Source organism: Chitinivibrio alkaliphilus ACht1 (assembly GCF_000474745.1).
Taxonomy (GTDB): domain Bacteria; phylum Fibrobacterota; class Chitinivibrionia; order Chitinivibrionales; family Chitinivibrionaceae; genus Chitinivibrio; species Chitinivibrio alkaliphilus.
In genome coordinates, this window is the sequence record NZ_ASJR01000007.1 from 103,892 (window position 1) to 122,871 (window position 18,980).

Annotated in this window: 19 protein-coding genes; 6 read left to right on the forward strand and 13 right to left on the reverse strand. The window is 46.4% G+C overall.

Annotated features, from left to right (window positions below; genetic code table 11):
- The first annotated feature begins 13 nt into the window (after positions 1 to 13).
- From CALK_RS04855 to CALK_RS04865, 3 genes are all read left to right on the forward strand, one after another.
- Positions 14 to 643: a redox-sensing transcriptional repressor Rex gene (locus CALK_RS04855; protein ID WP_022636546.1), complete on the forward strand. Its 630-nt coding sequence runs from the start codon at positions 14 to 16 to the stop codon at positions 641 to 643.
- A 66-nt stretch (positions 644 to 709) separates the two neighbouring features.
- A complete protein-coding gene (locus CALK_RS04860; protein ID WP_022636547.1) occupies positions 710 to 1,384 on the forward strand; it encodes a glycosyl hydrolase family 8 in 675 nt (224 codons plus the stop codon).
- 88 nt (positions 1,385 to 1,472) lie between these two features.
- Positions 1,473 to 2,372 (forward strand): hypothetical protein, encoded by a 900-nt coding sequence (locus tag CALK_RS04865; protein ID WP_155851789.1) that lies wholly within the window; start codon positions 1,473 to 1,475, stop codon positions 2,370 to 2,372.
- A gap of 2 nt (positions 2,373 to 2,374) precedes the next feature.
- Here CALK_RS04865 and fliN read toward each other — a convergent pair whose 3' ends face one another.
- The 12 genes from fliN to CALK_RS04925 all read right to left on the reverse strand — a co-directional run bounded on the left by fliN (position 2,375) and on the right by CALK_RS04925 (position 13,098).
- Positions 2,375 to 3,424: a flagellar motor switch protein FliN gene (gene fliN, locus CALK_RS04870; RefSeq protein ID WP_022636549.1), complete on the reverse strand. Its 1,050-nt coding sequence runs from the start codon at positions 3,422 to 3,424 to the stop codon at positions 2,375 to 2,377.
- Complete coding sequence (fliM, locus tag CALK_RS04875; protein ID WP_022636550.1) at positions 3,417 to 4,601, reverse strand: flagellar motor switch protein FliM; 1,185 nt, start codon at positions 4,599 to 4,601, stop codon at positions 3,417 to 3,419. Before fliM ends, fliN begins: the two co-directional genes overlap by 8 nt.
- 18 nt (positions 4,602 to 4,619) lie before the next feature.
- Positions 4,620 to 5,183, reverse strand: coding sequence for a flagellar basal body-associated FliL family protein (locus tag CALK_RS04880; protein ID WP_022636551.1), 564 nt, complete (start codon positions 5,181 to 5,183; stop codon positions 4,620 to 4,622).
- Positions 5,184 to 5,198: 15 nt separating this feature from the next.
- The gene (locus CALK_RS04885; protein ID WP_022636552.1) at positions 5,199 to 5,915 is read right to left on the reverse strand and encodes an OmpA/MotB family protein; all 717 of its coding nucleotides are present in this window, start codon (positions 5,913 to 5,915) and stop codon (positions 5,199 to 5,201) included.
- Between the two features lies 1 nt (position 5,916).
- Positions 5,917 to 6,684 (reverse strand): motility protein A, encoded by a 768-nt coding sequence (locus tag CALK_RS04890; RefSeq protein WP_022636553.1) that lies wholly within the window; start codon positions 6,682 to 6,684, stop codon positions 5,917 to 5,919.
- 3 nt (positions 6,685 to 6,687) lie between these two features.
- Positions 6,688 to 6,903, reverse strand: a complete 216-nt coding sequence (locus CALK_RS04895) for a flagellar FlbD family protein (protein WP_022636554.1) — start codon at positions 6,901 to 6,903, stop codon at positions 6,688 to 6,690.
- A gap of 125 nt (positions 6,904 to 7,028) precedes the next feature.
- Positions 7,029 to 9,161 carry a flagellar hook-basal body complex protein gene (locus CALK_RS04900; protein WP_022636555.1) on the reverse strand — a complete coding sequence of 711 codons (2,133 nt, stop codon included), beginning with the start codon at positions 9,159 to 9,161 and terminating at the stop codon, positions 7,029 to 7,031.
- A gap of 83 nt (positions 9,162 to 9,244) precedes the next feature.
- Positions 9,245 to 9,634, reverse strand: a complete 390-nt coding sequence (locus CALK_RS04905; protein ID WP_022636556.1) for a TIGR02530 family flagellar biosynthesis protein — start codon at positions 9,632 to 9,634, stop codon at positions 9,245 to 9,247.
- A 15-nt stretch (positions 9,635 to 9,649) separates the two neighbouring features.
- The gene (locus tag CALK_RS04910; RefSeq protein ID WP_022636557.1) at positions 9,650 to 10,843 is read right to left on the reverse strand and encodes a flagellar hook capping FlgD N-terminal domain-containing protein; all 1,194 of its coding nucleotides are present in this window, start codon (positions 10,841 to 10,843) and stop codon (positions 9,650 to 9,652) included.
- A gap of 11 nt (positions 10,844 to 10,854) precedes the next feature.
- Positions 10,855 to 11,727 carry a flagellar hook-length control protein FliK gene (locus tag CALK_RS04915; protein WP_022636558.1) on the reverse strand — a complete coding sequence of 291 codons (873 nt, stop codon included), beginning with the start codon at positions 11,725 to 11,727 and terminating at the stop codon, positions 10,855 to 10,857.
- Positions 11,718 to 12,491 carry a hypothetical protein gene (locus CALK_RS04920; RefSeq protein WP_022636559.1) on the reverse strand — a complete coding sequence of 258 codons (774 nt, stop codon included), beginning with the start codon at positions 12,489 to 12,491 and terminating at the stop codon, positions 11,718 to 11,720. The genes CALK_RS04915 and CALK_RS04920 overlap by 10 nt, the downstream gene beginning before the upstream one ends.
- Before the next feature lie 19 nt (positions 12,492 to 12,510).
- Positions 12,511 to 13,098, reverse strand: a complete 588-nt coding sequence (locus CALK_RS04925; RefSeq protein WP_022636560.1) for a MotE family protein — start codon at positions 13,096 to 13,098, stop codon at positions 12,511 to 12,513.
- A 200-nt stretch (positions 13,099 to 13,298) separates the two neighbouring features.
- On the opposite strand from CALK_RS04925, the gene CALK_RS04930 reads away from it, so the two are divergent.
- The 3 genes from CALK_RS04930 (at position 13,299) to CALK_RS04940 (ending at position 18,235) form a co-directional block, all read left to right on the forward strand.
- Positions 13,299 to 14,105 (forward strand): EFR1 family ferrodoxin, encoded by an 807-nt coding sequence (locus CALK_RS04930; protein WP_022636561.1) that lies wholly within the window; start codon positions 13,299 to 13,301, stop codon positions 14,103 to 14,105.
- A 49-nt stretch (positions 14,106 to 14,154) separates the two neighbouring features.
- Positions 14,155 to 15,636 carry a Do family serine endopeptidase gene (locus CALK_RS04935; RefSeq protein WP_022636562.1) on the forward strand — a complete coding sequence of 494 codons (1,482 nt, stop codon included), beginning with the start codon at positions 14,155 to 14,157 and terminating at the stop codon, positions 15,634 to 15,636.
- A 115-nt stretch (positions 15,637 to 15,751) separates the two neighbouring features.
- Complete coding sequence (locus CALK_RS04940) at positions 15,752 to 18,235, forward strand: GH36-type glycosyl hydrolase domain-containing protein (protein WP_022636563.1); 2,484 nt, start codon at positions 15,752 to 15,754, stop codon at positions 18,233 to 18,235.
- A 500-nt stretch (positions 18,236 to 18,735) separates the two neighbouring features.
- On the opposite strand, the gene CALK_RS13010 is transcribed toward CALK_RS04940, so the two are convergent.
- Positions 18,736 to 18,980 (reverse strand): hypothetical protein (locus CALK_RS13010; protein WP_034636812.1); only part of this gene is annotated, 245 nt, incomplete at its 5' end.

The following is an 18,980-nucleotide window of genomic DNA, read 5'->3' on the forward strand; positions in this document are numbered from 1 at the left end:
TTGGTGGAGCTGTATGAGAAAAAATGAACGGGGTGTTCCTGTTCCAACAGTTAAGAGACTTCCTCGTTATCTTACGGTGTTACATGAGCTTGCCGCAGAAAATGCCCTATGGGTTTCCGCAACCACCATCGCTCGTCGCTTGGAACTTACCCCAATACAGGTACGTAAAGACATGGCATACACCGATATTGTCGGTATGCCAAAGCGAGGGTATCCTGTGGATGGGCTCATAAAAGAAATTCGGCGATTTTTAGGATGGCATAAGAATCGGGAAGCTTTTTTGGTAGGGGTTGGAGCTTTAGGAACAGCCCTTTTGGGGTATACGGGTTTTGCTGATAAGGGCTTGTCTATCTTGGCAGGGTTTGATATTGATTCAGATAAGGTGGGTACCAAAATTCATGGTACTGAAATATTTTCCTTACGTCGTTTAACCGAGCTTGTTCAGCGATGTTCTGTCTCCTTGGGGATACTTACGGTACCGCCGAAAGCAGCTCAGGATGTAGCTGATAAAATGGTTGCTGGAGGGATTCGCGGTATTTGGAATTTTAGTTCTTTAAAACTCGATGTTCCCACGGATGTTGTGGTGCAGGATGAAGATATTTCTGCAGGTCTTGCGCTCTTATCAATTGATTTGGCAGAATAATTTGTAAAAATGAATCGATATCCATGTATTTTATAGGTGTATCTAATTTGAGTTAAAGGGGTTCCCATGGCAGTGTCCTTTCTCTTGTGTCTGTTTTTTCTCTGTGTACCCGTAGCAGCACGAGTTCACCGTCCCTTTCCACAAGAAGTTGACTATTCTCGAATATATCAAGTGAGCGAACATACTCCAAGTGAAGTGGTGGCAACGTACTATTCACGGTGGAAGGACGCGTACCTGATGGAGTATGAATTCACCAATGGAGCCTATGAAAATTCCGGCAGAGGGTATGTCTTGCAAGCTGAAACAAATCCCTCTGATGTTTCCGGGTTGGGTGAGACCATTTCTCAGTCTGAAGCGCATGGGTGGGCAATGATTATTACGGTTTTAATGGCGGGGGAAGAAAGGCAGGCTCGGGAGATTTTTGATGGGCTGTATCGTGTGTTTCGTAACTGGTCATGCAAGGAGCACGATGATTTAATGTCATGGGCCGTACCTCTTGATGGTGACCTTTCTTCAGATCGTCGTTTACCTTCCGCAACAGATGGAGATATGGATGTTGCCTACGCACTTCTTCTTGCTCATGAGCAGTGGGGGGAGGAGGTCCTGAAGGGTTTGATCTCACCTATAAAGAGGCTGCTCTTCGTGTTATTACAGCCCTTGAAGAAAATAATATCCTCTATGCACCGCAGGAGCATCCCCAAGCGGAGTTTTTCCCCGCCTTGGTATTGGGACAAATCATGAATATCCGGAATTAGGGTATTGGGAGGTTCGGGCGACACGCTCCTCAGATTTTATGCTTTCCCATTTTCGAGCATTTCATGAGGCGCGTATGAGTGATTCCTTTTATCGTAAGACCGGTCATGGTGATGTGCCTCAGGTATGGAGCGTTCTTGAAGATATGAAAATAGAGCTTGTCGGGTTTATTCGTAATGAAAATACCGGTCTTGTACCTGATTTTATGGGGAATGAGGCAGGTGACTTTTCTCAACCTATTTCTACGTTTACGGGAATATCGGATGAGCCTGATGCAACCCCCGGTGCATTTGATAATGCCTATTGGTATAATGCGTGCCGCTTTCCCTGGCGTTTTGCCCAGGGCTATATTCAATACGGGATTGAAGAAGCACGTGAGGCTGTGATGCGTATCGGTAGATGGGTTCTCACTGCTCCGGTCCATGAGGGGTGGGGGTATCTACAACTTGATAGTATTCGTGCCGGGTACACCTTGGATGGATCGCCTCTTGAGGGATATAACTACTACGATAGAGCTTTTGCTGCTCCTTTTATGACAGCCTTATCTCTTCGGGATACGGAATCAACTTTGCCTCGGGAGTGGGCCTTTAATGAGCTTTGGGACTCCTTGAGTATCTTTTCAGAACCATCTGAATGGTCATCGGGATATTATGATAACTCAATTACTCTTCTTACACTTCTCTTAGTGACCGGAAATTGGTGGATTCCCACAGCTCATCGGAGTGAAGAGGTTTCTCTTGTATCGCAAGAGGAGACTCATACACGCGAACAGGGAACGATCTTGCGACATGATGTTCGTCAATTTTCAGGGTTTTCCGGGGATGAAACAATCCACCTCTATTCTCCCCATGGCCGTCGTATCCACACCTTAGAGGCAGACTCTCACGGTATGCTTACTCTTCCGGAGCTTACACCGGGACAGTATATCCTTTCTCGTGTGGAGAGAAAGCAGAGCCAGCTTATTCGGTTTCCCTAAATTTATCGAAGGCTTTTGATACGCTCCTCGGGAGAAACAAGGGAGATGATACGCACTCCAAAGTTTTCGTCAACCACCACCACCTCACCCTTGGCTACAACCTTGTTGTTTACCAAGAGATTCACCGGTTCGCCGGCAAAGCTATCAAGTTCAACCATTGATCCCGGAGCCATATCGAGAACTCGTTTGATAGATATCTCTGTTTTGCCCAGTTCAATGGCAATATCCAGATCAATATCGAGAAGCATGTCAATATTTTTCTGAGATGCAGGCTTGACCCGAGGCTTCTGTGGTGTCGGTTCACTTGTCTCATATCCACCGCTAAGGCTTGAAGACGCTGTTGTCAATGAATCAAGTTCATCTTGAGAAAGAAGATCATCATCATCATCAAAGGGGCGGTTTCGGGGGGCAGACGCCTCCTCTTCTTCCTCTTCCAGATTTTCAGATGAACCACCGTATAGCTCATTGAGCTGCCCGTGGAGAGACGTATCCATGGCGAGAAGAATATAGAAGGGGTCTCCTGTTTCGATAGTAACTGATATCTTTGCTGTTGCCGCAGGAAGATCCAAGGTTGTATCGCCATCTTGTATCTCAATGGTGTCGTAGTTTACAGAACCGTCGGCTTTGCCACCAAGGTCTGTGGTATATCCTCCGGCAACGGCACTGTAAAGCTCCTTAATTGCATCATTATGCTCTTCTGCGTTGTACGGTGCTGCTCCGTCACCCATAACCATAAGGTCGGCAAAGGTTGCCACATGTTTTTTTGACATGTAGAGGGTTGCTGTACCTTCTACGGCACCGGTAAAGGGGATATCAATTCCCAGATACTCCGTATTCTCAAAGAGTTGTGCCCCTTCTTCAGAATCAACTTTCTCTTCAAAGGTAAAAGTGATTTCTTTGCCGATAAGGGTTTTTATGACGGATCCCTGTTGTGAGTTAAAGTCGGCCACAATTGCTTCCAAGGCATCACCGCCACCACTGCTTGAGCCCCCTGAAACCTCTTCTGATTGAAGTAGTGCATCTATATCGTCTTGAGAGAGAAAATCACTCATGAGAATCCTCCTTTGTAGTGTCTTCCCCGGCATCTGCAAAGACATTTTCTTCAAAATCGTCTTCCAAGGACGATGTGGTAAATCGTTTTCCTTGGTTCGTTTTTCCCGGGGCTGGGAACTCCTGTTCAAAAATCTTGGTTATTTTTACCGCTTTTTTTCGTCCGGAAACACCGCTTTTGGCGCCCATTTTGCTCTTGCCGCCAATCTGAACAATGAGATTGGCATCTTTATGTTTATCCAGACAGATAATATCGTCTGTCTGAAGCTGGAGAAGATCACGTATGGATATCTGCGTTTTTCCAATGAGTGCTGAGAGAGGAACGGTTACATCTTGAATTTCCTCTTCCATTGTCTTTATTGTTTCCGGAGTGGTTTCAGCTGTCGTGGAGAGATAATCATTTCCTTCGAGTTCAGAGAATATCTGCTCAATAATTTGGTAGGGAAAGCAAATACTCATAAGGCCTGAAGATTTAAGCATATGTACTTCAAAAGTGATGAGTATTACCGTTTCCCCCGGGGGGACAATCTGTACGAACATGGGGTTTGTTTCGTAGTTGGTAATGCGTGGATTGAATGATCCCATATGTTCCCATGCACCGGAGAGGTCTCCCAAGCCCCGTGATACAATACTGCGGATTACATTTTGTTCAATCTTTGTTAACTCCCTATTATTTTCAGAGCCACGTCCAAGCCCCCCAAATAAACGGTCTATCATAAAAAATACGAGGGAAGGGTTCATCTCAAAGATGGCCGTCACATCAATGGGTTCCATTTGAAACAGGTGAATACAGCTTGGGTTTGAGATGGACATGATGAACTCTGAGTAGGTGAGCTGATCCACACTTACCACTTCAATTTCAACGAAGGTGCGAAGATAATTTGTTAAGGTGGTGGAAAAAAGGCGGGCATACCCTTCATGAAGGTTATGAATTGTCCGCATTTGCTCTTTTGAGACTCGATCGGGGCGACGAAAATCGTAGAGGCTGAGTACACGGTCACCGATATCATCATCGTCATCGCTGTCATAATCAATAGAAAATGATTCATCAAAGGAGGGCTCTTCAGGCAAAGATTCTGCAACGGGGGCATCACCATGGGAAGGGCTCTCTTCTACATCATCTTCATTTACCGCAGAGAGAAGCGCATCTATTTCATCTTGAGAAAGGATATCACTCATGGTCGCCTCCTTGTCCTGTTATTGTACTATGTACTCAGTAATATATACATTACTGAACTGCCCAGCCCCTGAAGGTAGGGAGTTATTAAAACGAATGAGCAGGTCTGAGCTAATATTTTTCTGAGCCGAAGGATCAAGCACTTCCCGCAACGTAAGACCGGACAAATAGTGTATTGCCGTTGATTTTAAGTGGCTGATACGGTTTGTCGCAACAGAAAGGAGATTTCGGTTCTCACGAAGATCTGGATCATAGGCAAGTTCAATGCGTACTTTGAGAAACCGAGATCCTTCAGTTCCAGATATATTTACGACAGTCTCAAAGGCTGCATCGCTGAGTATTACCTCATTGCCTGAGGCTCGCTGTTGCTGTTGTTGCTGTTCTACCTCTTGTTCCGGTGTCTCTTCCTGTGCCATATCATCACCCTGCGGAGCATGGATAAAACGGATTGTTGCAAAGACAATAAGGCCTTGCACGAGAATTATTCCGAATATTAGGCCAAGAAGCAGCGGTAGATTCCCCTTTTTCTCGGGTTTTTCCTGTTTCTGCTCTTTTTCTTCTACTTGTTCTTTTTCATCAGCCATAGGGCACTCCAGTTATCAGTCGGTGAAATCTACATATATTTCAATTCGTCGGTTTTTTTGTCGATTTTCTGCACTTGTATTTGGGACAAGAGGCCGATACTCTCCGTATCCGACGGCACTCAGTTTTGCCGGGTCTATACCCCGTCCATACAGGTATTGTACCACCGACAGGGCACGGGCCGAGGATAGTTCCCAATTTGAGGGGTATTGCGGCGTACTGATGGGGACATTGTCCGTATGTCCCTCAACACGAATTGCCTTTTGAGGGATATCCTCAATGGTGGTCATGACCGTCTCCAATATTGTCATAAATTCATTTTTTAGTTCAGCACTTCCCGGATCAAAGGTGACAGGGTCATTAATGATAACCCCAATTCCTTTCTCCGTCACCTTCACACGGACGGCATCTTCAAGAAACTCATCCTGCTGTGTTACTTCACGGATACGCATGGCCGCATTCGCAGCAATCCGCTTGTTTTGGTCATCTCCTCCGAGGCGCGGACGAAGGACTTCCTGCTGCACAGCAACTGTAGGAAGGCTTTCTAAAACACCACTGAGGGCATTTTGAAAGGAGGAGGCAGCAATATCAAATTTTGCCGGATCAACCTCCGCCATGGAAAGAAGCAGTACAAAAAAGCAGAGTAAGAGGGTCATCATATCGCCGTAGGTGGCCATATACTCCGGTGAGCCCTGCTTACACTCCTCCTGCTTGCATTCTTCTTGGTCCGCCATCTTAGTCTTCCTCCATTATTTCAGCACGAGCAACGGGGTTAAGAAAGGCTGCTAAACGCTGTTTTACAATCCGGGGATTATCCCCTGTTTGTAATGCCATAATTCCCTCAAGCATAAGATTTTTCACCATAATCTCCTGTCCCGATTTTTCAGACAAGATGTTTGCCACGGGAGTACAAAAGGCATTTGCCATGAGAGAGCCGTAGAGAGTTGTGATCAGAGCAACCGCCATGTTTGGTCCAATGGTTGAGACATCATCCATACTTCCCAACATAAGGATCAGTCCTACGAGGGTTCCAATCATGCCCATGGCAGGAGCAATGGTTGCCATAAACTCAAACATCTGTGCGCCCCGTTTATGTCGATCTTCTATGAACGTTATCTCCGTTTTAAGAATATCCCGAATAATTTCCGGTTCTGTGCCGTCTACAGCGAGGCCGATTCCTTTTTTCAGAAATTCATCATCCAGTTTTTGAGCCTTATCTTCAAGGGCTAGGATTCCTTCACGACGAGCCTGGTCGGAGAAATCGACGAGGGTGGTAATAGACTCTTTCGGTGCAACCTTTGATGAAGAAAAGGCTTGCTTTATTAAGGCCGGCAAGGTTTTTATACTTTCCAGAGGATAGGCAACAACCGTTGCTGCAATGGAGCCGATAATAACGATTTGCAGCGAAGGGATATCGATAAAAGTACCCAGCTGACCAAAACCCATGCCCATAAGAATAAAGAGCCATGCCGTAAAAAGTCCTGCAATATTGCTGATACTCATGCCTTACTCCTCTCGCGTCATATGGCGCACGGTAAGCTCTGTACGACAGTTTGTAAAATAGGTAACGCACTTATCCACAACTTCCTCGGGGGTTTCACGTACCACATATACCTTTCCCGTGGTAAGACGAATTACCGTATCCGGCGTTTTTTCAACGGTTTCAATATAGGCGGCATTTACTACAAATTCTTTGCCCTTTAGCCGTGTTACATAAATCATACCCGTGTCCTTTTTCCTCTAATATATATCCTTTGTTACCGTCCCCTGCTCAGTAAGAGGTATTCTTCTTTTTCAAGAATACTCCTTACAGAGAAGGGGGAGAGTATCTTTTCTCTCCCTCTATTTTATCGTACTAAATTAATTAATTCATCCAGTAATTGATCTGACTTTGTTATTACCCTGGAATTAGCCTGATATCCTTTCTGAATGGTAATTAAATTGGTAAATTCTGTGGATAATTCAACATTTGACATTTCAAGCGCTCCTGGCTTGATTGAAGAGGTAGAGCCCTTTTGAGCCTCCTGCAACACAGCTTCACCAGAATTGCTGGAAACACCGTACATACTATCTCCCAGACGTTGAAGCCCCGAAGGATTACGAAACTCCGCCACGAGAATCTTGGCGATGGTCTTGTTGGTTCCATTGGTATAGGTACCATCAACAGATCCATCCTCAGAGATAGATATCTGGTCCAGTATCCCCATGGCATAACCATCTTGTTCTTTTGCCGCAGTAGTTGTTGGAGAACTGAACTGGGTGATTCCCTCAAAATTACCGGGACTCCCCGTTTTGAGATCGAGACTTACATTGGCCGATCCATTCATGGGATCAAATTGAAAGCGGGATACCCCATCATCAAAGGTCCAGGATGATGGGGAACCGTCTTGTCCAAATTCGATGGTGCCCTTATTTCCACTGATAATATTTTGATCACCCTCCATGGAAATCTCCCACAACCACTTGTTTGGCTCTCCCGTATGGGTAAAGGTGGTGGTCATGGTGTGAGCTTGCCCCGATTCATCATACACCTCGATGGACGTTGCGTGCACAGCCGTGTCCCGGGCACTTTGCACTTCTGTCAAAGAGAGGTTACTGTTGAAGGGGTTGGGGGCGGTTTCAGACTGGTTCGAATTACGGGCACTGATGGCAATACCGTTGAGCGCAAAGGATTCTTGAGCTTGGCCCCGGATCATAATTGCTCCAGCGGGAGCTCGTTTATCCCCATCGGCGGCACGGTTCAGCTCCACTGTCGGTACATCAGTTCCGTCGCTTCCCACAACTGTTTCGGGGAGATTTAAGGCCTTTTGGATTACATCAAGAAATTCTCCCATGGTGGTAAAGTCGGTACCGTATACCACGGGGTCAAAATTAATAGTTTCGGATCCAATACTGCCAGCAATATTGAGTTCATCCCCCGGTTCGAGTCCGAGATCACGGCCTGCTGCATCGAAGAGATCGGTGATATCATGATCTTCCGTGGCAGGAGTCATGGCTTGTCCGCTTGATGTGTTGTTGTCACCGGTAATACTTGTCCAGTTAAAGAGATTTTTTACATAGGTATCGGAGGTGGGGCGTGTGGCGTTTCCGATAGATATACTGGAGATTGTATCTCCACCCAGCCCATCAATTTCAAGTTGCCCTTCTCCATTTATGGTGACCGAAGCCCCGCCGATACCCGGACCGTCGGTTCCATCCTGGAGAGACTCTTCAAGCCAGTCAGCAAGATCCGCCATGGTTTCTATCTCGTCTGAACCATCACCAACGCGCACCTCAAAACGATAGCTTCCAGCTCCATCGTTGATGTCAATGCGCAAGGTGTCATCGTCACGGATATTGAGGAGATTCCCATTTTGATCGTTCAAGCCCGTTAAAAGGTTGTCCCCTTCAGCCAAGGCAAGAAATTTGCCTGTGTGAAGGATTGTTCCTAGACCAGCAGAGTCTTTATTGAGATTACTGGAAAACCCAACCTCAGAGGTTGCATTTGCAGGGGCCTTTTCTCCAAAGGGAATACGAACATCTCCTGGAACTGCCTTGGAGGGAATTCGTCCATCGGGATCTGCCATCAGCCCTTGAATGGTGTAACCGTTGGTCGGAGAAACCAATCGACCACCTCCATCAAGTTGTAATGAACCATTTCTGCTGTAGTAGGTTCCTATGCCATCGGAAAAGGCAAAAAATGCATCTCCTTCTATGGCGAGGTCGGTGATTTGGCCCGTAGACTCAAGAGCGCCTTGACTAAGAATGGTATCAACCGAGCCGATTCCCATACCGAGACCAACTTGCATTGGGTTTGTGCCGCCTCGTTCTCCAGGAGGACGGGTAGCTCCTTGAAGGGTTTGGTACATGTGTTCTTTAAAGGTAACGCGCTGTCCACGATACCCGGTGGTGTTTACATTGGCAATATTGTTTGACGTAACATCCATGGAAACCTGATGGTTTCGCAATCCTGATGTACCGCTATAGAGTGACCGTAACATACAAAACTCCTTGTGGAATTGTGCAGCCCGGGCGGAGTATCAATCGGTCAACCCCGCAAAGCTTCCCGTTAGAACGGGACCGGCTATTCCGCAAATGCTGCACTGTCAATATTTGTAAAGACATCTTCATTCATCATTGCACTGTCCATGGCAGTGACAACGGTTCTATTTTTCACATTCACAATAAAGGCTGAGTCTTTCATAAGTAGGAGCGCATCCTTTCCTCCCTTCTCAGCAACTTTTTGTGCGGCTCGATTTAATTTTTCCTGAACCTCCTCGTTCATAGGTATGTTTCTGCTTTTAATACGATTTTCCGCATGGGCAGAGAATTTCAGTTCCTGCGGAGTTACTTTGTCTTTGAGCAGATCTCCAAAGGTAACCCCCGTATCGCGGTATTGCGTAATACGGCTCTGTATATTTTGGCCCTGTGGCGGGTCGATCCTTCTGGGAGAGCCTACTCCCGGCGTTTCCATTACAACCTCCTTTATTTATGATTTCGCTGAAAGCTCTATAATATCATCAAGGCGCACGAGACGTCCTCCTGCACTTAATTGCACCCCTTGTGGGGTGGTTCGTACCCCTGTGACGGTTGAATCCATGTAAAAGAATGGCTCGTCACTTCCTTCAAGGGAGACTGTATATTCTTCATCAGGGTCGCCAAAAAGAGGCACCGTCACTTCCCCTGACTCCCGAACATCCTGCTGCTGTACCACAACCCCCTCTGAGTCACGTACCACGAGGTTTGCCTGGGGAGCCCCGTTGAGATCAACTCGATAGGTTGCTTCTGTGTTGTTCGGTGAAGGACGATAGGATGGGGTGACACTGGTTCGCACATCTTTACCGACCAAATTTAAGGCTTGCCCCATGGTAAGCCCAGAAAATCCTGGTGAGTCTGTCTCCGTGTCACCACCTTGGGGTGATACTTCTAAGATATTACTCACTCCAATTTCCCGATCTGCCACCTGAAGCTTGGCTCCATCGCCAGTGTATCGCAGGCCCGTGACCGTATCTTGAACGAAGCAGTAGAGCTCATCGGCTGAATTTTTATTTTCCCGAACACGTAGCTTGTACTGGTCAAAATCAACCCGGTCACCCTGGGCTGTTACTCCATCCCAAGTGAAAACCCCCGCATTGCCTTCGGGGCCCCGTTCAACTTCAATTGTATCAACAACTTCATCTTCCCTGTCAACTATTTCTACATGTACCATATCGTGGCTTCCCATTTGTACATAGTAGGGTTGGTTTGTATTTCCCGTCCAGTTCATGGTATCTTGCAGAAGGCGTACCTCCTTACCCACAAGAGAGACAGCGGAAGCGTTATTCATAGAACGGGCTGTGTTATTTTGTATATCAAGGGAGCTTTGAAAGGATTTGTTCATATCCTGCAAAGATTCGCGCATGTTCGTGGAGGACTCAAGTTGTGAAAATTGTGCCAGTTGTGTCACAAACTCACGGTTATCCATGGGGTCCAAGGGGTCTTGATGACGCATCTGTTCCGTGAGAAGAAAAAGAAACTCATCTTGTCCCATGCCGTGATCGCTCGGATCAACAAAGGTATCACTATCGCGATCGCCCGTCACTTTCTTTGTCTCCAAGCCGCTCTCACCGATTCCGGCGGTGACGCTATAGGGGTCTTTCTTCGGGGTGAACATATTGTTCACTGATTCACTTACTCGTGTCATGTCATCCTCCCTTACACTATGTATTCAAAGGAATTTGTGCCAAATCTTCGTCCCGAGTCGCCACGAATCTCTGACAGAGTTTCCGCTGAGTTATCATACTCATTTTGCGGTAATTCATTTTCTGTTCTTTCTCTGCGGTTTTGTTTGTGCCCTCCCTCTTCATGAGAGAAGCCTCCCACATTTACATCTAAGGCACCCGCGGAGAGGTTGTGGTCTTGGAGAGCGTCACGGAGAAGCTGAAAATTACTTTCTACAATTTGTCGTACCTGTTGGCTCTCAACCTGAATACGGGCACTTACCACATCTTGATCAACCTGCATTCGTATTTGTACTTCACCCAAGTGATCTGGTTTTAGTTTTAAGGTGATGGCATGTACCCCCTCTCGCGGGGCATCGCTCATTTTGTCAGAGAGTTGTGTCATCACCGATATTTCTTCAATCCGTTCAGCCATTGTTTTCATCTGCTGCATATCGTCCAGGGAAGGGGTTGTTGCCTGTTCAGAAGTAATGAAAGAGCGGATTTGAGAGAGCTCTTGAGTACTTAGCCCCTCTTTTCGTAACCCCTCAAGGTGTATATCAAGCTCTTCAGATCCCGCCTGAACAGATGAAGTCTCCTTTGAGAGAGTCTCCTCTGGAGAGGGGACGTGCTTCTCTCCAAGAAGCAGCTCTTCTGTGGCTTCTTGGTTAAAGGGGTGTGCCTTGTCCGTGGGGAATTGCTCCTGGGCGTTTCTGTCTTGTATGAATTTGCGAGCCTGTTCCAATGATTCAGTGTTGTGTAAAAGGGGAGCGTCGAGATTTTTTGTATTGCGTTTATTTAGGGATTTTAATTTCCAGAAGGCATCTACATCTGCTTCTTCCATGGATTTTACTTTCTCTAAAGCCATGAGAAGCTCTTTTTTTCTGCAGGGAGTATGAGCTCCTGTATTTCCGCCCCGGCCTTTGTGACATGGGTAAAAAGATCCATGATCGTAGAGGTGTCTTTTTCTTCAGGCATGGTAGACGTATCTCCAGAGAGAGCGCTTTGTTCCATGAGGTTGTTGAGTTTCTGGGCGAGGGAATCAATCTGTTCTGCATCAACCGTAATGCCAAGGGATTCCTCCCTTGGTTCAAAATGAAAGAGGGACGGCGTATCGGTATTTTTTGCACGAAGTAGGAGATCCTCTACGTCCATGCCTGTTTCTTCAAGAATTTTTTTCGGAAGATCCGAAAGAAGGACCTCTTCCGTTTCAGGGGTGAGTGTATGGAGAAGAGCAGCCATGGTGCTGAGTTGTTCCTCCAGGGCGGAGAAGAGTTCCTGCGGAGATTCATGGAGTAAAAAGAGCTCTTCAAAGGTTGTTTCTTCGGGGATGAGGGGAATAAGAAAGGCATCTTCAAAGGCGGTAAGAATGTCTTCAATAATGGCTAAATCTTCCCGGGATATTTCTATCTTATCTCCCTGAGAATCTAATAGCTCCAAAGGAAAGAGCGCGTCGACCTCTTCCTCGTGCAGAGGGGCAAGTCCTTTGAGCTTGTTTTGGGTTGTATCGGAAAGGCTTTGCTCTGCTTCATGCAAAGTATGTTTAAAGAGTCCCGCTTCAACGGGGGCTCCGGAATCACCAAAGGAAGAGGGGGTCTTCCCATCAATATGTTGCAGATTTGCAATTAACATAATTTGCCTCTACTTCCTGTTACTGTTGCGGTCCTTCGCCGATTTTTCTACTAATACGTGTTGCCTTATCTTGCTCCATGGCAGCAAGAATTCTCGCTTTTTGCCGTGGTTCATTCATGGCGTTAAAAAGACGGATTGCAAGATCATCACTCAGGGTCTCAAAGATACGAGCTGCTGCTTGCGTATCCATGGTTTCGTACACTTCAGCTAAGCTTCTCAGTTGATCGCCCCGCACTTCTTCTGTTTCTCCCACAAGATCGGCAACTTCCTCCTGGAGATTTTCAAGACGTTGATTTTCCTGCTGGACTTCTTCTCGCAGTCGTTCAAGGCGATTTTGCTCTCTTTGAAGCACTTCCCGCTGCTCCGTGAGACGTTTTCCCTCACGTACCTTGGCTTGGAAGGCAAGGGTGTTTTCACGTATGAGCGAGTCCCGCTGTTCTGACTCTCGTTGTAGACGAACCTGATTTTCTACAGAAATGCGCTGCGCCATATCACCTTCAAAGACAATCTTTGCATTTCCTGTCGCGATGAGCATGGCGAGGTATATTAAGGGAAATGAAAAGAGTATTAGGAAAAAACTGACGATTGCGATTTCTTTTTTATTCATACTGCCTCCGTGAGCAGTAAAGCAACACTCATGCCATAAAATACGTTGGGGTGTTCTCACTTCTTTAGTGCCAGTGTGGGAGTGGGTGTGTCGAGATTTGTGAGTTTGAAATACGTCGTGTGGGACTCAGAAAGTATTTTAATATGGAAAAATATGCCTCCATGGTGTAAAATTTGCATGCCTAATTATGAGGAGGAGTTATGTCTACACAAGGATGTGTGTACTATTTTTCTGCAACGGGAAACAGTTTGTCCGTAGCTCGGCGTATTTGCGAAGGTATTCCGGGGTTTTCTCTACATTCAATTGCGGAGCAGATGCAGGAGCCAAGTCGCTGCTCCACAGATGCGCCAATTGTCGGCATCGTATTTCCTGTGTATCTTTTTAGTTTGCCGCGTATGGTGGCACGGTTCTTACGCCACCTCCGTCTGCCGCAAGGATGCCGCGTGTTTTTTATTGCCACCTACGGGAGCTATGCCGGAGCAGCTTTGCATAAAGCACACTCTCTTTTAGCCCGCCAGCATCCCTTTGTTCCTATGAGGGGAGCTGCCATTCGAATGGTGGATACCTATATTCCTTTTTTCTTTCCTCCTTCACCGCAAAAGATTCAGGGCTTTATTGCGGCAGAGGAGAAAGAGGTAAACCGCTGTATTACGGCGATCACTTCGGGGGCGCTTACTCCTATACGTGCGGGAGTCCATGCTATTCCCACGGGAGTGTTTTCTGCTCTGGGGGAGCTTGTATTGCCCTGGAGTGACTATGCTCTTTCTGTTTCCTCGCGTCGTTGCACCTCCTGTGGTCGTTGTCAGTTGGTCTGTCCCAGTGATAATATCTTTTATTCTAAAGGCATTCCGCGATGGAAACATCGGTGTGAACACTGCCTTGCCTGTGTGCATTGGTGTCCTGTGGGGGCTCTGAGAATATGTGGGAGAAGATGGCAGTATCATCACCCGGAAATAGATGTTGATGATATCTGTACAAAAAGGGAGAATGTTTTTTCTGCACAATAAATGTGTGGTAAGGTTCGAATTTTAAAAAAATATCAACAAGGAGTTTTCTATGAAACAACTTTCTGCAGTGGGGTTTCTCTTTGTTATTCTGGTCACAAGTTGTTCCGCTCGGGATGGCGATTTTCCCGAACCGGGCTCTATTCGTTTTGGTGCAGAAGAGGCTCCGGACATTCCTTCTTATGAGGAATTTGCCGGGCAGCTACGTGTGCCTGCGGAGGTGGCAGAGGTTGTACTGCCTACCGTGGTGAGCATTACTTCAACCAAAATTGATACGGTAGTATATCGTAATCCCTTTGGAGATGATTTATTTCGTCATTTCTTCGGAATGCCCTCGCCACCTCGAGGGCGAGATGATCGTCGGGAACAATACGAAAAGCGAGAGCAGCGGCGAAGCGGTATTGGAAGTGGGGTGATTGTCTCTGACTCTGGGTATATTCTTACCAATAGTCATGTTATTCATGGAGCTGATGAGATAACCGTGCGTCTCTATGACGAACGGGAGTATACAGCCGAAATTATCGGGGTTGATACCCTTTCAGATGTGGGGGTGATTCGTATTAACGAGTCCTTCGATTCTCTCCCGGTAATTCACTTAGGAGATTCCGACGCCCTACGCCCCGGTGATTGGGTAATGGCGGCGGGAAATCCCTTTAATCTCAATTCTACTGTAACGTCCGGTATTGTCTCCGCCTTGGGCCGGCGTGCTGCCGGAAATGAGATGTATCAGGATTTCATCCAAACCGATGCGGCTATTAACCCGGGTAATTCCGGCGGTGCCCTCGTAAATAAACGTGGAGACTTAATTGGTATTAATACCATGATTTACACCCGCTCAGGTGGGTATATGGGAATTGGCTTTGCCATACCGATAAATATGGCTCGTTCAATTATGGAACAATTGGTATACTCAGGCACTGTTTCTCGCGGTTGGCTTGGGGTAAGTATTGGCGAACTGGATTATAATATGATGCGTGCCTTTGGGCTGGAAGAGCGAGGGGTCCTTATTAACGATGTATTTGAAGATCAGCCGGCAGCAGAAGGAGGTATTGAGAGTGGTGATGTTATTCTTGCTATTGACGGTATTCGAACGGTCAACCCCAACGACCTTCGTAACGTCGTAGCTGCTATCCTTCCTGATACTGAAGTGCCGGTTCGCCTGTTTCGTAACGGTGAAGAGATAACCCGTTCGGTTGTCATGGGAGATCGCGCTGATTTCTCTGATGAAGAACCGCGTTCACGGCGCAGGAGCGATGCAGAGGATAATCTTGTCTTCGATCGTTTGGGCATACATCTTTCTGCCAGCGATGGAGATGGTTTTGTTATTGATCGTCTAGAACCCACATCTCCAGCTGCTCGAGCAGGATTACAAGAGGATGATGTGGTGGTGGAACTTCGCCGTCAAGGGCGTTTTATACCGATCGAATCGCTTTCTCAGCTTGAAAATGCGGTGAAAGAGACACCGGAGGGAAGCTCTCTTGTACTGCGTATTATTCGGCAGGGACGGCCCTTCTTTGCGGCGATACGACTCTAGATCTACGGGTTTTTCTAAAAAAGGCGGCTTTTGCCGCCTTTTTTAATTATATTTGAGTATCCGTTTTAGGACCACTTATCTGTACTGTATACCTGAACCAGATGGAGGCTCGTACGTGAACATCTACGGTGCGTTTAATGACAAGGATCAGTTTGAAATCACCAATCCCCGAACTCCGCAACCATGGTTGCACTATCTTATTCGTCCCGGACAGCCGGGCACGGAAACGTTTTGCTCTGGTGTTACCTACACAGGCGGCGGCTTTGATGCACGCGGGACTCATGAAAATACCTTTGTAGATACGCAAATACATCTCAATGATGGAGATGACAAAGGACGCTATGTCTATATAAAAGATTGCGCTACGGGAGAGTATTTTACAAACACATGGCAGCCTGTTCGTCGGGAAGGGCAGGAGTTTAAAACAACCCTTGACTTTGGCTCTCTCACCTTTGATTCTACGTATAAAGATCTTTCTGTGAAAACGGTTATGTTTGTTCCACGTGAGTTTGATGGATGGATTCAAACAATCACTGTGGAAAATACGGGGACTGAAGAAAAAGAGGTTGAGATCTATCCCTTCCTTCCTGTACACATGGGGGACGCCCTTGATCGGCTTATGGCTGGGGATAATGACGGGTTCTTCGGTGGAGCCAAATGGGATAGCGACCTGCAGTCAATTGTGTATCGTCGAAATCATGGGATAAATGTTAATGATGACCCTGATAAGATAAACGGAATGTTAGGGAATGTTGCTACCTTCTACTCAACCCTGAACGAAGCTGATACGGAGTATGAAACGCAGGAAGAGCGGTTCTTTGGCGATCGATTTCGAGATTTATCCAATCCGGCGGCGGTAGAGGAAGGGCGTCTTTCTTCGCAAGATCAGCCCTATTTACGTCGCACCTGTGGAGTGTATCGTAATCGTCTTACCTTACAAGCCGGTGAGAAAAAAGAGTTCGCCGTTGCCTTGGTGGTGGGGTCAACCCAAGACTATTATTTAAACAATAAGGAAGAACTACGCAGCTTTCTTACTCTTGTACAAGACCCTATGAAGCGTCGTGAAATGCTTCAGTCAGTTACTGACTGGTGGAATGCAGAGCTTTCAAAGCTTACTATACAAACTCCCGACGCAAAGCTGAACCGGGCTTTTAAATGGCTCCAATACCAGTGTCAAGTGGTGTATGTTCTTAATCGTATGAAATCACGTTTCCACACCGGCTATGAGTATGGATGGGGGTTTCGGGATATTCTTCAGGATGTTCTTTTTGTGCTTCCTTACGGCACCACTACGGTTCGCGAGGCCTTAAAACTCATTTCAACTCAAATGTTTTCAAACGGTGTATCCTACCATAACTTCTTTTTGAATCAGCCGGGAAATAAAGAAATCCAGGCTTCAGATGATCCAGTGTGGTTTCCCAATGCCGTGGTGACATACATAAAAGAGACCGGGGAATTTGATTTTCTTCAAGAAGTAACTGCCTATGCTGAAGAACATGAAGGAAGCAGTAATGTAAAAGGAACAATCCTTGAGCACTGCATCAAGGCAGTTGATCGTGTGTGGGAAGATCGTTCTCCCCGAAATCTGCCCTACATGAAAGATTGTGATTGGAATGATGATCTTAATGAACTCCGCAAGGGTGGTGAGCCTAATCAAGATGTTGAGTCTGTAATGGTAGGTCAGCAGCTCTATAAAGTATTCATGGATATGATTGATCTTTTCACTGCGGCAGATATTGAGGCAGATCGTGTTGCTGAATATACCACGCGAGCACAGATTTTGCGTGATGCTCTTGAGACCCATGCTGTTGATGCAGAAGGGTATTATAAACGTGCCTTGTCCTTAATTCCCGATAAACAAGATCTGGGAACAAGCGAGGCTACCCATGGAAAGATTTTCCTTGAACCGCAAGCCTTTGGTATTAATTGTGGTGTTGCCGATGCTTCACGTTTAGAGCAGGTTTTGACCAAGGTTGAAGAGCATCTTGACACTGATTTCGGTGCAGAGCTTTGTTCTCCTGCTTTTACGGATCTTGCTGAAGATGATATCCTTCCTTCCCGCTCCTGGAATATTGAAAAAGAGCCTCCCGGAATGAAGGAGAATGGTTCCATCTTCATGCACCTGAATGCATGGTTGGTTCAGTCCTATGCTCGTTTAGGTAAAGGAAAAAAGGCGGTTGATTTTTATTGTAAGTGCCTTCCGGAAAATCTTGCCTCAGACCAAGACCGCTATGGTGCAGAGCCCTATGTCTATCCAGAGTATGTTTGTGGCCGGGCTGCACAGAGTTTTGGTCGTGGTGGTCATACATGGCTTACAGGTACAGCGCCAACGATGCACCAATCTCTGTTAGAGTATATTTTTGGTCTTCGTGCTGAGTATGAGGGATTACGTGTTGACCCTTGTATTGATCCCGCTTGGGATACGGTAACCTTGAAGCGTGACTTCCGTGGTGCAACCTATGAAATAACCGTTGATAACTCTGCTGGCGTAGAGCAGGGGGTTGTACGGGTAGAGCTTGATGGGGCTACCATAGAGGGCAATGTTCTGCCTGCTCTTGGTGACGGTCGGGTTCATACTGTTCGAGTTGTTATGGGATAAGAATATTTCTCTATTCCTTAGACTTAAACGGTTCCGTTCAAAAAACGGAACCGTTGTTTTTTGAGTTGCTGAGTATTTCTGCGTTCTGTTATTATGTCGAATGGGATTTATGCATAGGTTCAGAGTTGCTGATTTACAGAATATTCGCTCAGGCGGGTAATGTAAATGAGAGTTCGCAATTTTCGTTTGATACATATTATGTGCTAAGGAGGCATATCAAATGGAAATTAGCAACAAAGAACTTTATCGAAGACTTTTGACAGTGTTTGTGTTTGAAAGATACTTGCTGATACCTTCAATGGTAGTATTGTAGCAGCCATAGATTACTCTCATATCACCATATTTGATTGGACTGATTAATAGTGAGATGCGTAAAAAAAAGAAGCTTTGTTGGTTTGTTTTCCCCCAGAGACGTATTGTGAACTTCTATATAGAGGCGATGCAAACCTAAAACCCCCGCGCCGGAAATCCGGCACGGGGGTATATTTATTGTGTAGGATTTATTGCGTAGGAAAGAGATCTTCCTTAATCCCGATCATTCGTTCTCTTCTCGCACGTTGGGTAGACCCCTCCGGTCCACTCCATCGCAGGTCAATCTGTGCAGAGTATGCGCCTCGTCCTAAGCGCCGTCCGGCACTATTGACCGGTGCAAAGGGAAAGGTGATCATGCCGTTTTCCACCGGTCCAATCTCTCCAGCAGAGAATTGAGCCACCCGATTTCCCACATTATCCAAGATGACCATTC

What these genes read in the sequence shown, in the direction of transcription:
- CALK_RS04880 (WP_022636551.1), bottom strand. Translation starts at nt 5,183, where the DNA reads ATGGCTGATGAAAAAGAACAAGTAGAAGAAAAAGAGCAGAAACAGGAA.
- CALK_RS04890 (WP_022636553.1), bottom strand. Translation starts at nt 6,684, where the DNA reads ATGAGTATCAGCAATATTGCAGGACTTTTTACGGCATGGCTCTTTATT.
- CALK_RS04885 (WP_022636552.1), bottom strand. Translation starts at nt 5,915, where the DNA reads ATGGCGGACCAAGAAGAATGCAAGCAGGAGGAGTGTAAGCAGGGCTCA.
- CALK_RS04935 (WP_022636562.1), top strand. Translation starts at nt 14,155, where the DNA reads ATGAAACAACTTTCTGCAGTGGGGTTTCTCTTTGTTATTCTGGTCACA.
- CALK_RS04860 (WP_022636547.1), top strand. Translation starts at nt 710, where the DNA reads ATGGCAGTGTCCTTTCTCTTGTGTCTGTTTTTTCTCTGTGTACCCGTA.
- CALK_RS04855 (WP_022636546.1), top strand. Translation starts at nt 14, where the DNA reads ATGAGAAAAAATGAACGGGGTGTTCCTGTTCCAACAGTTAAGAGACTT.
- CALK_RS04925 (WP_022636560.1), bottom strand. Translation starts at nt 13,098, where the DNA reads ATGAATAAAAAAGAAATCGCAATCGTCAGTTTTTTCCTAATACTCTTT.
- CALK_RS04895 (WP_022636554.1), bottom strand. Translation starts at nt 6,903, where the DNA reads ATGATTTATGTAACACGGCTAAAGGGCAAAGAATTTGTAGTAAATGCC.
- CALK_RS04900 (WP_022636555.1), bottom strand. Translation starts at nt 9,161, where the DNA reads ATGTTACGGTCACTCTATAGCGGTACATCAGGATTGCGAAACCATCAG.
- fliN (WP_022636549.1), bottom strand. Translation starts at nt 3,424, where the DNA reads ATGAGTGATTTTCTCTCTCAAGACGATATAGATGCACTACTTCAATCA.
- CALK_RS04915 (WP_022636558.1), bottom strand. Translation starts at nt 11,727, where the DNA reads ATGGCTTTAGAGAAAGTAAAATCCATGGAAGAAGCAGATGTAGATGCC.
- fliM (WP_022636550.1), bottom strand. Translation starts at nt 4,601, where the DNA reads ATGAGTGATATCCTTTCTCAAGATGAAATAGATGCGCTTCTCTCTGCG.
- CALK_RS04910 (WP_022636557.1), bottom strand. Translation starts at nt 10,843, where the DNA reads ATGACACGAGTAAGTGAATCAGTGAACAATATGTTCACCCCGAAGAAA.
- CALK_RS04905 (WP_022636556.1), bottom strand. Translation starts at nt 9,634, where the DNA reads ATGGAAACGCCGGGAGTAGGCTCTCCCAGAAGGATCGACCCGCCACAG.
- CALK_RS04865 (WP_155851789.1), top strand. Translation starts at nt 1,473, where the DNA reads ATGAGTGATTCCTTTTATCGTAAGACCGGTCATGGTGATGTGCCTCAG.
- CALK_RS04920 (WP_022636559.1), bottom strand. Translation starts at nt 12,491, where the DNA reads ATGTTAATTGCAAATCTGCAACATATTGATGGGAAGACCCCCTCTTCC.
- CALK_RS04930 (WP_022636561.1), top strand. Translation starts at nt 13,299, where the DNA reads ATGTCTACACAAGGATGTGTGTACTATTTTTCTGCAACGGGAAACAGT.